Raw genomic sequence first — 15,229 nt, forward strand, 5'->3', positions numbered from 1 at the left:
GAGTGTGCCTACATCCCCCAGGTGTTCCCCAACCCATACGGCCGATCATGAACCCGCAGGTCAGCGACCCCGAGCCCGGCCCGCTGTAAAACTGCTCCCACCAGTGGGCAGGCATGTGCGTTTATGATCTGCCGGACAGACGTCCGCTGATCGTGCCGGGGACGGTTATGGCGAGCCCACGCTGGCGACGCAGCGCTCCGGGAACCAGTGGCCGCCGGTCACCCGGTGGAGCCGGAACCGGCCAGCCCATTGAGGCCTGAGCCCAGGCCGAACACTCGCGCCCCAATACGCCATCAGACCCTCACCTGAACAAGTTGACAACGCCCGTGCAACCTTCCTCCCTGCCTCCCGCATCAGGGTGTCGGGCGGTACCTGGAGTACGGCCCGGAGAGGAGCGTGTCCACCCATGCCGGAGCAAGGGCGCGAAGCAGAGTTCAGAGAGTTCGCCGAGTCGAGAGCCGACTGGCTGCGCAGAGTGGCCTTTCTGCTCTGCTCGGACTGGCACCGCGCCGACGATCTGGTGCAGGAGACTTTGACCAAGCTGTACGTCCACTGGCCGCGGATGCGGCGGGTGGAGAACCCGGACGGCTACGCCCGGACGGTGCTGGTGAACACCTTTCTGGCGGAGCAGCGCTCCGCGTGGCAGCGGTGGACGGCTCGGCACCGGGATCGGCCAGGAGCGGAGCCCCCGGCGCCGCCGACCGATCTGGAGGCCTCCCTTGACCTGCGGCGGGCGCTGGCCGCGATTCCTCCCCGGCAGCGCGCCACTTTGGTGCTCCGCTACTACCACGACCTGAGCGTCGAGCAGACCGCCGATGCGCTCGGCTGTTCTCCGGGGAACGTCAAGAGCCAGACCTCGCGCGGACTTCGGGCGCTGCGCAGGGTGCTCGACATTCGTTCCGTGACTGCCACTGGGAGGACCCTGTGATGTGCGACCAGACCGACGAGCTGACCCGGGAACTTTGTGAGCTGGCCGCCTCGCCCGCACCGGGACGTGGCATCGATGTCGCCCGGGCGGTGCGGGAGGGCAGGGTTCGGCTGCGACGCAGGCGGTTCGCGGCGCTCGGCACGGTGGCGGCGGTGGCGGCGGCAACGGCAGCGGTGTCCCTCCTCCCCGCCGGCGGCGATCTGGCCTCGAGACCCGCGCCGGCCGCGTCCCGGGCCTCAGCCGCCCCCGCTTTGGATCCGGACCCACTGGTTGCGGAGGCCTCCTACGGCTGGCTCCCGGCGAACTTCGACGATGTCACCTACATGACGGATAAGGTCAGGACCTTTGTGCGGGCCGCCGGCAAGGTCCCCGATGGCGGTGCGCAAGGGCCCATTGTCTGGCTCAGGGTCTACCCCGCGGGAACCACGCCCTCGACGGGGCTGCCGTGGTATTCGGGAGGCCCGCGGCAGTATCGGGTCGAGGCGCCGCCGGTCGAGGGCCGTCCCGCGTACTGGGTGGGGAAGAGTCCGACGGCCGCCTCGGCGCCCGGGGGCGACTGGTACTTGCGCTGGCAGACTGCGGACGGCCGGTGGGTCGAGCTGCAGGCCTCTTACCTGGCAGGGACCGACGCACAGCAGATCTTGCATCGGATCGCCGAGGGAGTCGTCGTGGCCCGCCGGGCGATTCCGCTTCCGTATCGGATCAGCGGGGTGCCCGCCGGTTTGCGGCTTAACGACGCCAGCTTCGTCCAGGGGCAACCAATGGTGCAGGGAGAGCATGTGCCCTGGAGTAGCAGCATCAACTTCCTGGTCGACGGGATGTACATCGGCACCACGATCGAGCCGGACCGGCCCGAGTCCGTGAAGAGCTCGGCCAACGCGAACTCCAAGAATGTCCGGACCAGGCCGACCTGTATCCGGGAGCACGGCCTCAAACTCTGCACCGAGTCGCTGTACGGCGTGGACGCCTACCGCACTGTGGGCGGCCCGAAAGCGTGGCTGAAGCGGTTCACCCTGCTCGGCACCAACCAGCGTGACTGGACCACCAATGTGCAGGGCTAACCGACAGATGACCGCCTTCGGGAGAACGCCATCGACATGGGACGCGTGACCGGGTGAAGCTCCGCTGATCCCCTACGGTGACCCCTGGCATTGGGCGGGGTGTGGGGTTCCTGTGGGGTGGGACGGGTGCCAACTATTGAAAGGCCAGGTCGCGACGGTTGTGAGGCGCGGTCTGTAAATCTGCCGTGGGGCCGTCTGTGGGTCATCCCAGGGTGGCCTTGAATCGGAGAGGTCGATGAGCTGGTCAGTCCACAAAAAGACCTGGGGTGGCTTGATGGAGCTGACGGACCGACACCGCCGTCACCGCCGGCAGCTACCACGTCGACGTACGTTCTCCGCACCTGGAGGGCACAACGAGGGCACAACGGCTTCGCGCGAGTTCAACGGCAACCAACGCCACCAAACGCCGTTTTGCCTGCTCAGCGACTTAGCTTGACAGGCTCCGCAGATGATGCAGGAAGGGGCGGCACCCCCGCACGGGATGCCGCCCCTCTTCTTTCGTGGACCGGAGTCCTCGTCGCAATCGGTAATGAGGGTCGGGGACCACGACGAGGACTCCGGGGTCTGTTACCGGCTACCGGTGGTCGCTGCCCTCCGCCTCGACCGAGGCCCGGCCGGCCTCAAGGCGTGCCACCGGGATGCGGAAGGGGGAGCAGGAGACGTAGTCCAGGCCCACCTCGTGGAAGAAGTGGACGGACTCGGGGTCGCCGCCGTGCTCGCCGCAGACGCCGAGCTTGAGGTCCGGGCGGGTGGCCCGGCCTGCCTCGACGGCGGACTTCACCAGGGAGCCGACACCGTCCCGGTCGATCGTCTCGAACGGCGACACCCCGAAGATGCCCTTCTCCAGGTAGGCGGTGAAGAACGACGCCTCGACGTCGTCGCGGCTGAAGCCCCACACCGTCTGGGTCAGGTCGTTCGTGCCGAAGGAGAAGAACTCCGCCGCCTCGGCGATCTGGCCCGCGGTCAGCGCGGCGCGCGGCAGCTCGATCATCGTGCCGATCGCCAGCTTGAGCCGCGTGCCGGTCGCCGCCTCGACCTCGGCGATGACCTGGTCGGCCTCATCGCGGACGATCTCCAGCTCCTGGACGGTGCCGACCAGCGGGATCATGATCTCGGCGCGCGGGTCGCCCTTGGCGGCCCTGCGCTCGGCGGCCGCCTCGGCGATGGCGCGGACCTGCATGGTGAACAGGCCGGGGACGACCAGTCCGAGGCGTACGCCGCGCAGTCCGAGCATCGGGTTCTGCTCGTGCAGGCGGTGCACGGCCTGGAGCAGGCGCAGCTCGTTCTCGTGCGGCTCCTGGCGGGACTCGGCGAGGGCCACGCGCACCGACAGCTCGGTGATGTCGGGCAGGAACTCGTGCAGCGGCGGGTCGAGCAGGCGGACGGTGACCGGCAGGCCGTCCATGGCCTCGAACAGCTCCACGAAGTCCTGCTTCTGGAGCGGCAGGAGCTGCTTGAGGGACTCCTCGCGCTCGGCCTGGGTGTCGGCCAGGATCAGCCGCTCCACCAGCCCGCGGCGGTCGCCGAGGAACATGTGCTCGGTACGGCACAGGCCGATGCCCTGGGCGCCGAAGCGGCGGGCGCGCAGCGCGTCCTCGGCGTTGTCGGCGTTGGCGCGCACCCGCAGGCGGCGCTTGCGGTCGGCGAAGGCCATCATCCGGTGGACCGCCTCGACGAGTTCGTCCGCGTCGTCGGCGCCCGGGTGCATCCGGCCCTCGAAGTACTCGACGACCGGGGACGGGACGACCGGGACCTCGCCCAGGTACACCTTGCCCGAGGAGCCGTCGATGGAGATCACGTCGCCCTCCTCGACGACGTGCCCGCCGGGGACCGTCATCCGACGGCGCTTGGTGTCGACCTCCAGGTCCTCCGCGCCGCAGACGCACGTCTTGCCCATGCCGCGGGCGACCACGGCCGCGTGGGAGGTCTTGCCGCCGCGGGAGGTCAGGATGCCCTCGGCCGCGATCATGCCGTCCAGGTCGTCGGGGTTGGTCTCCCGGCGGACCAGGATGACCTTCTCGCCCGAGCGGGACCACTTGACGGCGGTGTACGAGTCGAAGACCGCCTTGCCGACCGCCGCGCCCGGGGAGGCGGCGATGCCGCGGGCGACCTGCGCGACCTTGGCCTCCTCGTCGAAGCGCGGGAACATCAGCTGCGCGAGCTGGGCCCCGTTGACCCGCTTCAGGGCCTCGGCCTCGTCGATCAGGCCCTGGTCGACGAGCTGGGTGGCGATGCGGAACGCGGCACCGGCGGTCCGCTTGCCGACGCGGGTCTGCAGCATCCACAGCTGGCCGCGCTCGATGGTGAACTCGATGTCGCAGAGATCCTTGTAGTGGTTCTCCAGCGTCTCCATGATCTGCATCAGCCGGTCGTACGACTTGCCGTCGATCCGCTCCAGCTCCGCCAGCGGGACGGTGTTGCGGATGCCCGCGACCACGTCCTCGCCCTGCGCGTTCTGCAGGTAGTCGCCGTAGACGCCCTGCTGGCCGGAGGCGGGGTCGCGGGTGAAGGCGACGCCGGTGCCGGAGTCGGGGCCGAGGTTGCCGAACACCATCGAGCAGATGTTGACGGCCGTGCCGAGGTCGTGCGGGATGCGCTCCTGACGGCGGTAGAGCTTGGCACGCTCGCCGTTCCAGGAGTCGAAGACCGCCTTGATGGCGAGGTCCATCTGCTCGCGCGGGTCCTGCGGGAAGTCCCGGCCGGCCTCCTTCTTGACGATCTTCTTGAAGGTGGTGACCAGCTTCTTCAGGTCGGCGGCCTCGAGCTCGGTGTCGACGGTGACCTTCTTGGTCTCCTTGGCCTTGTCGAGGGCGTCCTCGAACAGCTCGCCGTCGACGCCGAGGACGGTCTTGCCGAACATCTGGATGAGGCGGCGGTAGGAGTCCCAGGCGAACCGGTCGTCGCCGGCCTGCTTGGCCAGGCCCTGGACGGACTTGTCGGACAGGCCGATGTTCAGGACGGTGTCCATCATGCCGGGCATGGAGAACTTCGCGCCGGAGCGGACGGAGACCAGCAGGGGGTCGTCGGGCTGGCCGAGCTTCTTGCCCATCTTCTGCTCGAGCGCGTCGAGGTGCGCGCTCACCTCGTCACGGAGTGCCGCGGGTTCCTCGCCGCTGTCGAGGTAGACCTTGCAGGCCTCGGTGGTGATCGTGAAGCCCGGCGGGACCGGAAGGCCCAGGTTCGTCATCTCGGCCAGGTTCGCGCCCTTGCCACCGAGGAGGTCCTTGAGGTCCTTGTTGCCCTCGGTGAAGTCGTAGACGAACTTCACGCCCTCAACACTGTTGCCGCGATCGGCTACCTGGAGATCTTTGTTTTCCGACACGGGTCTCGACTCCTCGAGGACGCGGTGGCTGCCCTGACGGCCAGGAACATACCCAGATCGAAGGCCGATGGGTACGTCCACTTGTGGGTCATGCGCCCGTAACCAGTCGTCCGCCAGCGGATCGAAAGTCAAGGCTTGGCAAGCCGTCGGGTGCAGATGTTTTCACTTCTTGAACGAATCAACGCTCGCAGACCCACCTAGCTGCTCAGATGAGCGACCCTCAGCGCGTTTGTTTTCGATCGATGAACGATCAAAGAGTGGCACTGAGTGCCACTCCTTGGAGAAGTGCAGCCGCTCAAGATCCGCTCATCTGAGCGCAACCCTTATCAAGGGTGGCGAGAATCACGCTGCCACAGGCGCTCGGATTTCACCATGCGGACGGCTCCCGGCCCCTCGGCCGGGGCTCCGTTTGCCGGGTGTTTGCCCGGCGCCGGTGAACACGGGTGAGGGCCCGGCCGTACGGGAGTACGGCGGGTCCCAGCGCGGCCCGCCTCCTCAGCGACGCCGCGCACGGAAGGACCTTCGGGTGCCTCAGCACACGGATACACGCCAGTCATCGGGCGCACCATCGGACTCGGCCGGAGAACCGGCGTCGCGCGACGGCGGAACCGAGGCCGCCGCCACTCCGCACCCGACGGAGCCGGGCGCGGGCGCGGGTGGGTCGGGCGCAGGCCCGGAGGTGAGCGCAGGCGGGTCGGGCGCGGGCGCGGAGGCGACCGCAGGCGCTGAATCGGCGGCCGGCGCTAAGTCGGGCGCGGGCGCTGAATCGGCGGCGGGCCCTGAGTCAGAGACGGACGCGGACGTCGAGCCGGGGTCCGAGGCACCCGCTGCCGCGCCGGCCCGTCCCGCCGGGTCCATCCCCGCCGCGCGCAGGCCGAGGGCGACGACACCCACACCCCGCACCACGGACATGCCCGCCTCGACCACTCCCCCGGTGGGTGACGCCCCGCGTGCGGTGGCTTCGACGGCCGAGGGCGCCTCCGGCGACATGGGGGCTCCCGGTGACGACGAGTCCCCGGCGGCATCCGAGGCCGGCGGGGCGGGGGCCGCCGCCGACGGTGAGCCCGCCACCTCCGAAGCCGGCACACGCGTGCCCGCGAGCGAGCAGGCAGCACCTTCCCGAGCCGAAGCCTCCGCGCCAGCCGATGCCCCGGCGCCCACAAGCCAAGGAGCCGCACCCTCCGGAGCCGCCGAAGACCCCGCTCCCCTGGGCCAGGAAGCCGCACCCTCCCGGGCCGACGAAACCCCCGTATCCGCGGGCGAAGGCGCGGTGTCAGCACAGGCCGCCGACTCCGCCCAGGCCACCGAGCCAACCGACGCCATCGAACCCGCCCAAGCCGCCGAACCCACCGAGGGCACCAAGGCTGCCGAATCCGCTACAACCCCGGCAGGAGCCCTCGCCTCCCCGCCCCTCCCCCTTCGTGCCCTCCGGGCGATACGGCCGCGGACCCTTCGTCGGGTCTGGCGTGGCTGGAAGGGGGCGCATCCCGTGGCCGCGCGAAGGGTGTCCCATGGGGGCACCCTTCTCGCGTTCCTGCTGGTCGCCGTCGCGCTTCTGCTGCCGAACAAGGAGGCGCAGTTGCAGGTCGCGGCGTTCACGCGGCTGCCGGTGGAGGGGCTGCTCCTGGCGGCCGCGCTGCTGGTGCTGCCACGCCGGCCGCGGGTGACCGTGGCGGTGCTCGGCGGGCTGGCGCTCGGCGTGCTGACCGTGCTGAACCTGACGGACATCGAGTTCAACCAGTACCTGGGCCGCAGCTTCAACGTGGTCCTCGACTGGGAGCTGCTGGACGACGCCCAGTCGTACCTCGCGGACACCCTCGGCGGAACGACGGCCCTGCTCGCCGCCGTCGGGGTCGTCCTCCTCGTACTGGCGGTGCTCGCCGTGATGGCCCTCGCGGTCGTGCGCGTCGGCGACTTCCTGGGCCGCGACAAGGCCCGCTCGACGCGCGGACTGCTGCTCGCCAGCGTGGTGTGGATGACGTGCTCGGCCCTGGACGTCCAGGTCGCCGGCATCCCGGTGGCTTCCGAGCACACGGTCGTCATGGCCAAGTACCACGAGCAGGCGCTGCGCTCCACTATCCGGGACGAGCGGGAGTTCGCGAGGACGGCGGAGGCCGACCCGTTCCGCGACACCCCCGGCAGCGAGCTGGTGCCGGACCTGCGCGGGAAGGACATGATCTTCACGTTCATCGAGAGCTACGGCCGCACCGCGATCGAGGACCCGATCACGGCACCGGGCGTCAACAAGACCCTCGACGCCAGTACGCGGGCCCTGGCCGAGGCGGGCTTCCACGCCAGGAGCGGCTGGCTGACGTCGGCGACGTACGGCGGCGGCAGCTGGCTCGGCCACTCCACGTTCATGTCGGGCCTGTGGGTCGACAACCAGAACCGCTACCGCACGGTGACCTCCGGCGACCACCTCACCCTGACCGAGGCATTCAAGAAGACGGGGGCCTGGGACACGGTCGGCGTCATGCCGGGCGTGCAGAAGGGCTGGCCGGAGGCGAAGTGGTACGGCCTGGACAAGGTCTACAACGCCTTCGGGATGGGCTACGAGGGACCGAAGTTCAGCTGGTCGACCATGCCCGACCAGTACGCGCTGGAGGCCTTCCAGCGTCTGGAGCACGGCAGGAAGCGCGACAAGCCGCTGACCTCGTTCGTCATCCTGACCTCCAGCCACCAGCCCTGGGCGCCGGTGCCGGAGATGGTCGGCTGGGACCAGCTCGGTGACGGCTCGGTCTTCAAGGGCATCGAGGCGGCAGGCACCGAGCCGGCGGACGTCCTCACCAGTTCCACCCGCTCCCGCGAGGAGTACGGCAAGTCGATCGAGTACTCGGTTACCGCCCTGACCCAGTGGATGGAGCGCTACGGCAAGGACGACACCGTGCTCGTGGTCCTCGGCGACCACCAGCCCAACGCCCGGGTCAGCGGCGACCACGCCAGCCGTGACGTGCCCTGCGCGATCCTCGCCAAGGACCCGAAGGTCCTGGACAAGATCGACGACTGGGGCTGGACGGAGGGCCTGCGCCCCGACCACGACGTTCCGGTCTGGAAGATGAGCGCCTTCCGCGACCGCTTCCTGACGGCGTACGGTTCCACGCCGCACCCGCCGAAGGGCTGACGGCGGGCAGGCGGCGGGGCGGGGCCCGGTCCTAGAAGGTCTCCATGGCCGCGCGTGCCGCTTCGGCGAACCGCTCGAGGCAACCCAGGTAGGCCTCCCGGGCAGGGTCGAAGCGGGCGCGCGCCCCGGCCTCGCCGAGGGACACGTGCCACATCGAGCGGCTGACCTCGGTCGCCGCCGTACCGCGCGGGCCGCCGCCGCGGTCTCGCTCCAGGTATGCGGCCCACCGCTCCTCCCGCACCCGGTCGTGGTGCTGGGCGCGGGCCGACGCCTCCGCCTGCGTCCTGGCCGCGCGGACGTTCCCCAGGTTCGTCACCCAGCTCGTCGGCACGGCCGTGCCCCCGGTGAGCGCCGCCGCCCACAACGCGCTGTCCGCCACGCGGACCAGTGTCGGCGCGGCCCGTCGCGGCCGGCGAGACCGCCTCAGCCGCCGGAGGTGTCCAGTTCGGCGTCCTCGCCGACGCCCGCGCAGTCGTAGGGGTCCTTCAGCCAGCCGTCCGGCAGGACCACCCGGTTGTTGCCGGAGGTGCGGCCGCGGGGCCCGTCGGCGCCGGCGGGCCAGGGCTGGTCGAGGTCCAGCTCGTCCAGGCCGGCGCGCAGCTCCTCCAGCGAGGAGGTGATCGCCAGCCGCCTGCGCATCTCGGAGCCGACCGCGAAGCCCTTCAGGTACCAGGCGACGTGCTTGCGGAAGTCGACGACACCACGCGACTCGTCGCCGATCCACTCGCCGAGCAGCGTGGCGTGCCGGACCATGACGTCCGCGACCTCGCGCAGGGACGGGCGGGCCAGGTCCTGGACCCGCCCCTCGAACGCCGCCACCAGGTCGGCGAACAGCCACGGCCGGCCCAGGCAGCCGCGGCCCACGACCACACCGTCGCAGCCGGTCTCCCGCACCATCCGCAGCGCGTCCTCGGCCGACCAGATGTCGCCGTTGCCGAGCACCGGGATCTCGGGCACGTGCTCCTTCAGGCGCGCGATGGCGTCCCAGTCCGCCGTGCCGCCGTAGTGCTGGGCGGCCGTGCGGCCGTGCAGCGCGATCGCCGTCACGCCCTCCTCGACCGCGATCCTTCCGGCGTCGAGGTAGGTGAGGTGGTCGTCGTCGATGCCCTTGCGCATCTTCATCGTGACCGGCAGGTCGCCGGCCCCGCTGACCGCCTCGCGCAGGATCGCCCGCAGCAGGTTGCGCTTGTAGGGGAGGGCCGAGCCGCCGCCCTTGCGGGTCACCTTGGGCACCGGGCAGCCGAAGTTGAGGTCGATGTGGTCGGCGAGGTCCTCCTCCGCGATCATGCGGACGGCCTTGCCGACCGTGGCCGGGTCCACGCCGTACAGCTGGATCGAGCGCGGGCGCTCGCTCGCGTCGAACCTGATGAGCTGCATGGTCTTGTCGTTGCGCTCGACCAGCGCCCGGGTCGTGATCATCTCGCTGACGTACAGGCCCTTGCCCTGGCTGAACTCCCGGCACAGGGTGCGGAAGGGCGCGTTGGTGATACCGGCCATGGGGGCCAGCACCACGGGCGGCCAGACGGTGTACGGGCCGATCTGGAGGGGGGACTCGGGCTTGGGCATTCCCTCATTGTCGCGTATCGGCACAGTCCATGGAGCAATCATTAGTTAACCGCACTATTGAAATCCCGTACCATGGAACGCATGCCCGAGCTCAGCCACCGACGACGGCTCCTGGTTCTCGCGATCTGCTGCATGAGCCTGCTGATCGTGAGCCTCGACAACACCGTTCTGAACGTCGCTCTGCCCTCGATGCAACGCGAGCTGCACGCGAGCACCTCCGGCCTCCAGTGGACGATCGACGCGTACACGCTGGTGCTCGCCTCGCTGCTGATGCTCGCCGGTTCCACCGCCGACCGGATCGGCCGCAAACGCGTGTTCATGGCGGGTCTGGTCGTCTTCGGCATCGGCTCGCTGCTGTGCTCCCTCGCACCGGACCTGGAACTGCTGGTCGTGTTCCGCATGGTGCAGGCGGTCGGCGGCTCGATGCTCAACCCGGTCGCCATGTCGATCATCACCAACACCTTCACCGACCCGCGCGAGCGCGCCCGCGCGATCGGGGCCTGGGGCGCGGTGGTCGGCATATCCATGGCCGCCGGCCCGCTCGTCGGCGGCCTGCTGGTGGAGTCGGTCGGCTGGCGCTCGATCTTCTGGGTCAACCTGCCGGTGGCCCTGGCCGCGCTGGTGCTCACCGCGCGCTTCGTCCCCGAGTCCCGCGCGCCGAAGGCCCGCCGGCCCGACCCGGTCGGCCAGATCCTGGTCATCGCCCTGTTCGGCGCCCTGACGTACGCGATCATCGAGGCCCCGGTCTCCGGCCTCGCCACGACCCTGCCCTTCGCCGTCGTCGCGCTCGCGGCCCTGCTCGGCCTGCTGTGGTACGAGCCGCGCCGCACCGAACCCCTCATCGACCTGCGCTTCTTCCGCTCGGCGCCATTCAGCGGGGCCACCGTCATCGCGATCAGCGCGTTCGCGGCGCTCGGCGGCTTCCTGTTCCTGTCCACGCTGTACCTGCAGAACGTGCGCGGCCTCGACGCCCTGCACGCCGGCCTGTGGATGCTGCCGATGGCGGCACCGACCTTCCTGTGCGCGCCGCTGTCCGGGCGGCTGGTCGGCACCCGGGGGCCGCGGCTGCCCCTGCTGATCGCCGGAACGGCCATGACGGTGAGTTCGGTGCTGTTCGCCGCGTTCGAGGCCGAGACCTCCGACGTCACGCTGGTCATCGGGTACGTCCTGTTCGGCATCGGCTTCGGCTTCGTCAACGCGCCGATCACCAACACGGCCGTCTCCGGGATGCCGCGCGCCCAGGCCGGGGTCGCCGCCGCGGTCGCCTCCACCAGCCGCCAGCTCGGGCAGACCCTCGGGGTCGCGGTGGTCGGCGCGCTGCTGGCCGCGGGCGTCGGCTCCTCGCCCTACCGGGACGCGTTCGTCCCGGCGGCCCGGCCCGGATGGTGGGTGCTGGTGGTGTGCGGCGCCGCGGTGCTGACACTGGGCGCGGTCACCAGCGGCCGGTGGGCCAGGGGGACCGCCGAGCGCACGGCCGAGCGGCTCCAGGAGCACGAGGTGCGGGAGGCGGCGGGCATCGGCGCCTGAGCTCCCAGGACGCGCGAAAGGGGGTCCGGCGATCGCGCCGAGAAGGGCCCCGGATACTGTTCACGTATCGTGCACGGGCAATTTCAGGGCGTGAAAGCGGGGCGCCGCAAGAGAGCTTGGTAAGAAAGAAGTAAGCACGATCATGGCCGCTGAGCTGCGGATTCTCATCAAAGCGCCGCTCGCTCACAGCCCCGCGTTACTCCTCCCGAGTCGCCGCGCGGCCGATCAGAGGCAAATCTGGATGAGCGCGAGCAGCCCCTCTGCGGGGCACGCGTGACACAGGGGGGAACCACCAACGGGAGACCACCATGCATCTCACCCTCCGCCGCTGTGCCTGTGGAGTCGCCGCGGGCGCCCTGTCCGCCGCGCTGGTGTCGGCCGGTTCTGCCGGAGCCTTCGCCGCGACCAGCCCGAGCCCGAAGGCCACCCGCACGCACACGGCCATGCCGACCAAGGCGGCCGCGTCGATCACGGCCAGGGCCAGCCACTCCTCGATCAGGGCCGGGCAGAGCGTGACGCTCACCGGGCGCACCGCGCACCTGGCGGCCGGCACCAAGCTGACCGTCCAGCACCTGAACAACGGCAAGTGGACCACGCTGCGCGCGACCACCGCGGTCAAGAAGGGCGACACCTTCACGGTGTCGACGAAGCTCGCGGTCAAGGGCAAGCAGGAACTGCGCGTGGTGCACGGCGACACGCACTCCAAGTCGGTCACCGTCGACGTGACCTGACCCGGGAGACGACGGTGCTAACGGGCTCGTAGCCCGCCCAGCACCAGTTCGAGCACCGCCTCGAACTCCTCCTCGACCGCCGGCCGCTTCCACTCCCGGGCATGACCCGGATCGTGGAAGCGGCCGGTGGCATGAAACAGGGCCTGGGCCGCGACGGCCGGGTCGGCGGCCGTGAAGGCACCGGCCGCGACTCCGTCCTGGACGATCCGGGTCAGCTGGCCGGTCAGATCGGCGATGTGCTCGCCGACCGCCACGCCGTTCTCCCCGGTGAGCACCGAGTACGTGGCGAACAGCTCGGGGTCGTCGCCCGCCTTGCGGCGCTTGGCCTCGAACAGTGCCCGCAGCCAGTCGCGCAGCCGCGCCTCCGGGTCCCGGTGCTCGGCGGCGATGCCGGCGAGGGCGTCGGACGTGCGGTCCAGCCACCGCTTGGTCACGGCCTCGCGCAGCGCCGCCTTGGTACGGAAGTGCCGGTAGACGCTGCCGTGGCTGACACCGAGCGCGCGGGCCACGTCCACCACGGTGGCCTTGGCCGGCCCGTGGCGGCGCAGCACCTCCTCGGTCGCCTCGAGGATGCGCTCGGCGGTCAGGGTCTCGGTGGTGGGTGGCATGCCCTAGACCGTACCCGGCGGCCGGGTCAGCTCTCGCTGTCCAGGTGGGCCATCTGCGCCTCGGGGTAGCGCGCGCCCGCGGCCGCGTCCGCCGGGACGGCCTCCTCGATGGCCGCCAGGTCGGCCTCCTCCAGCGTGACGGCCGTGGCGCCCAGTGCCTCCGCCAGCCGCTCCCGGGTGCGGGCGCCGATCAGCGGGACGACGACCGTGTCGTGCCGCGGCCCCTGGGAAAGCACCCACGCGATGGCGGTCTGCGCGACCGTGACGCCCTTGCCCTCGGCGACCTTGCGCAGGGCCTCGACGAGGTCCAGGTTGTGCTGGAGGTTCTCGCCCTGGAAGCGGGGTGAATGGGCCCGGAAGTCGTTCGCGGCGAGCTTCCGGTCGCGGGCGAAGTGCCCGGAGATCAGACCGCGCGAGAGCACCCCGTACGCCGTGATGGCGATGCCGAGTTCGCGGACGGTGGGCAGGATCCGGTCCTCGACGCCACGGGAGACGAGCGAGTACTCGATCTGGACGTCCGAGATCGGCGCGGTGGCGGCGGCCCGGCGGATCGTGTCGGCGCCGACCTCGCTGAGGCCGATGTGCCGGACGTGCCCCTTCTCGACGAGTTCCGCGATGGCGCCGACCGTCTCCTCGATCGGCACGTCCGGGTCGACCCGGGCGATCCGGTAGACGTCGATGTGGTCGACGCCGAGGCGCTGGAGGGAGTAGGCGGCGAAGTTCTTCACGGCGGCCGGACGGCCGTCGTAGCCGGCCCAGTTGCCGTCCGGATCGCGCAGGGCGCCGAACTTCACGCTGAGCAGGGCCTGTTCGCGGCGGGCCGCGGGGGCGGTGCGCAGGGCCTCGCCGACCAGCATCTCGTTGTGGCCCATGGCGTAGAAGTCGCCGGTGTCGAGCAGGGTCACGCCCGCTTCGAGGGCGGCGTGCACGGTGGCGATGGAGTCGGTCCGGTCCGCCTCGCCGTACAGCGCGGACATGCCCATGCAGCCGAGGCCGAGGGCGGAGACCTGGGGGCCGGTGGTTCCGAGGTGGCGGGTGTCCATGAGAGAGGACTCCTTCGGGGGCTCGAAGTGCGAGTGGGACGGGTATCCCGAAACAGCCTGACATGACAACTGACAGATTTCAACATCTGTCAGTTGTCATCTGTCACCCCTCCCTCGCCTGCCGTACGTCTTGGTCCAGACCTATTGACGAGAGGTCTGGACCACGAGCACTGTCATGCCTACGACACCTCACCGCACCCCCACCGGGAGGCTCCGTATGATCCGCCGCAGACTGCGTCTGCTCGCGGCCGCCCTAGCGACCGCCTGTCTCACCCAGCTCTCCACCGCCCTGGCCCCCACCGCCTCGGCCGCCCCCACCGCCGACACGTGTGCCGTCAAGTCCAGGCCCGCCGGCAAGGTGCTCCAGGGCTACTGGGAGAACTGGGACGGCTCCGCCAACGGTGTCCATCCGCCCTTCGGCTGGACACCGATCACCGACTCGCGCATCGCCACGCACGGCTACAACGTGATCAACGCGGCCTTCCCGGTCATCCGCTCCGACGGAACGGCCCTGTGGGAGGACGGCATGGACGCGGGCGTGAAGGTGGCGACGCCCGCGGAGATGTGCGCGGCCAAGGCGTCCGGGCAGACGATCCTGCTGTCCATCGGCGGCGCGACGGCCGGTATCGACCTCAGCTCGCCGGCCGTGGCGGACCGGTTCGTCGCGACGATCGTCCCGATCCTGAAGAAGTACAACTTCGACGGCATCGACATCGACATCGAGACGGGCCTGACCGGCAGCGGGAACATCAGCCGGCTGTCCGCGTCCCAGGCCAATCTGATCCGCATCATCGACGGAGTCCTCGCACAGATGCCGTCGAACTTCGGCCTGACGATGGCGCCGGAGACCGCTTACGTGACCGGCGGCAGCGTCACCTACGGCTCGATCTGGGGCGCGTACCTGCCGATCATCAAGAAGTACGCCGACAACGGCCGCCTGTGGTGGCTGAACATGCAGTACTACAACGGCAGCATGTACGGCTGCTCCGGCGACTCCTACCAGGCGGGCACCGTGGCCGGCTTCACCGCCCAGACCGACTGCCTCGCCAAGGGCCTGGTGATCCAGGGCACGACGATCAAGGTCCCCTACGACAAGCAGGTCCCGGGCCTGCCCGCCCAGCCCGGCGCGGGCGGCGGCCACATGGCGCCCGCGCTGGTCTCCGAGGCCTGGCGCCACTACGGCACGAGCCTGAAGGGCCTGATGACCTGGTCGATCAACTGGGACGGGTCGAAGAACTGGACCTTCGGCGACAACGTGAAGGCCCTGCAAGGCCGTTGAGGAACGGCGAACGCCGGACGGCCGCCGAGTGAGGTCTCGGCGG

At 70.3% G+C, this 15,229-nt stretch carries 11 protein-coding genes; 6 read left to right on the forward strand and 5 right to left on the reverse strand.

The window, feature by feature from the left end:
* Nucleotides 1-406: 406 nt before the first annotated feature.
* Together ACIQFZ_RS03970 and ACIQFZ_RS03975 are read left to right on the forward strand one after the other, a co-directional pair.
* Nucleotides 407-928: a SigE family RNA polymerase sigma factor gene (locus ACIQFZ_RS03970; RefSeq protein WP_402690547.1), complete on the forward strand. Its 522-nt coding sequence runs from the start codon at nucleotides 407-409 to the stop codon at nucleotides 926-928.
* On the forward strand, nucleotides 928-1,989 hold the full coding sequence (locus ACIQFZ_RS03975) for a hypothetical protein (protein WP_402690548.1): 1,062 nt from the start codon (nucleotides 928-930) through the stop codon (nucleotides 1,987-1,989). The genes ACIQFZ_RS03970 and ACIQFZ_RS03975 overlap by 1 nt, the downstream gene beginning before the upstream one ends.
* Before the next feature lie 574 nt (nucleotides 1,990-2,563).
* Here the strand turns inward: ACIQFZ_RS03975 and ppdK are convergent.
* A complete protein-coding gene (gene ppdK, locus ACIQFZ_RS03980) occupies nucleotides 2,564-5,311 on the reverse strand; it encodes a pyruvate, phosphate dikinase (RefSeq protein ID WP_365775350.1) in 2,748 nt (915 codons plus the stop codon).
* A gap of 1,321 nt (nucleotides 5,312-6,632) precedes the next feature.
* Between ppdK and ACIQFZ_RS03985 the strand changes: the two genes are divergently transcribed.
* Nucleotides 6,633-8,432, forward strand: a complete 1,800-nt coding sequence (locus ACIQFZ_RS03985; RefSeq protein WP_402690616.1) for a CDP-alcohol phosphatidyltransferase — start codon at nucleotides 6,633-6,635, stop codon at nucleotides 8,430-8,432.
* Nucleotides 8,433-8,463: 31 nt separating this feature from the next.
* Here the strand turns inward: ACIQFZ_RS03985 and ACIQFZ_RS03990 are convergent, their stop codons facing one another.
* Together ACIQFZ_RS03990 and dusB are read right to left on the reverse strand one after the other, a co-directional pair.
* Complete coding sequence (locus ACIQFZ_RS03990; RefSeq protein WP_402690549.1) at nucleotides 8,464-8,811, reverse strand: hypothetical protein; 348 nt, start codon at nucleotides 8,809-8,811, stop codon at nucleotides 8,464-8,466.
* A 44-nt stretch (nucleotides 8,812-8,855) separates the two neighbouring features.
* A complete protein-coding gene (gene dusB, locus ACIQFZ_RS03995) occupies nucleotides 8,856-9,998 on the reverse strand; it encodes a tRNA dihydrouridine synthase DusB (protein WP_402690550.1) in 1,143 nt (380 codons plus the stop codon).
* 81 nt (nucleotides 9,999-10,079) lie between these two features.
* Between dusB and ACIQFZ_RS04000 the strand changes: the two genes are divergently transcribed.
* Both ACIQFZ_RS04000 and ACIQFZ_RS04005 read left to right on the forward strand, forming a co-directional pair.
* Nucleotides 10,080-11,525: an MFS transporter gene (locus tag ACIQFZ_RS04000; protein WP_402690551.1), complete on the forward strand. Its 1,446-nt coding sequence runs from the start codon at nucleotides 10,080-10,082 to the stop codon at nucleotides 11,523-11,525.
* Nucleotides 11,526-11,833: 308 nt separating this feature from the next.
* A complete protein-coding gene (locus ACIQFZ_RS04005; RefSeq protein ID WP_383056953.1) occupies nucleotides 11,834-12,256 on the forward strand; it encodes a hypothetical protein in 423 nt (140 codons plus the stop codon).
* 17 nt (nucleotides 12,257-12,273) lie between these two features.
* Here the strand turns inward: ACIQFZ_RS04005 and ACIQFZ_RS04010 are convergent, their stop codons facing one another.
* Both ACIQFZ_RS04010 and ACIQFZ_RS04015 read right to left on the reverse strand, forming a co-directional pair.
* Nucleotides 12,274-12,864 (reverse strand): TetR family transcriptional regulator, encoded by a 591-nt coding sequence (locus ACIQFZ_RS04010; RefSeq protein ID WP_383056954.1) that lies wholly within the window; start codon nucleotides 12,862-12,864, stop codon nucleotides 12,274-12,276.
* Nucleotides 12,865-12,890: 26 nt separating this feature from the next.
* Entirely contained in the window at nucleotides 12,891-13,907 is a 1,017-nt protein-coding gene (locus ACIQFZ_RS04015; protein WP_383056956.1) for an aldo/keto reductase, read from the reverse strand.
* A gap of 217 nt (nucleotides 13,908-14,124) precedes the next feature.
* Between ACIQFZ_RS04015 and ACIQFZ_RS04020 the strand changes: the two genes are divergently transcribed.
* Complete coding sequence (locus ACIQFZ_RS04020) at nucleotides 14,125-15,186, forward strand: chitinase (RefSeq protein WP_402690552.1); 1,062 nt, start codon at nucleotides 14,125-14,127, stop codon at nucleotides 15,184-15,186.
* The last annotated feature ends 43 nt before the right edge of the window (nucleotides 15,187-15,229 follow it).

This window comes from Streptomyces sp. NPDC093064 (assembly GCF_044754605.1).
Lineage (GTDB): Bacteria > Actinomycetota > Actinomycetes > Streptomycetales > Streptomycetaceae > Streptomyces.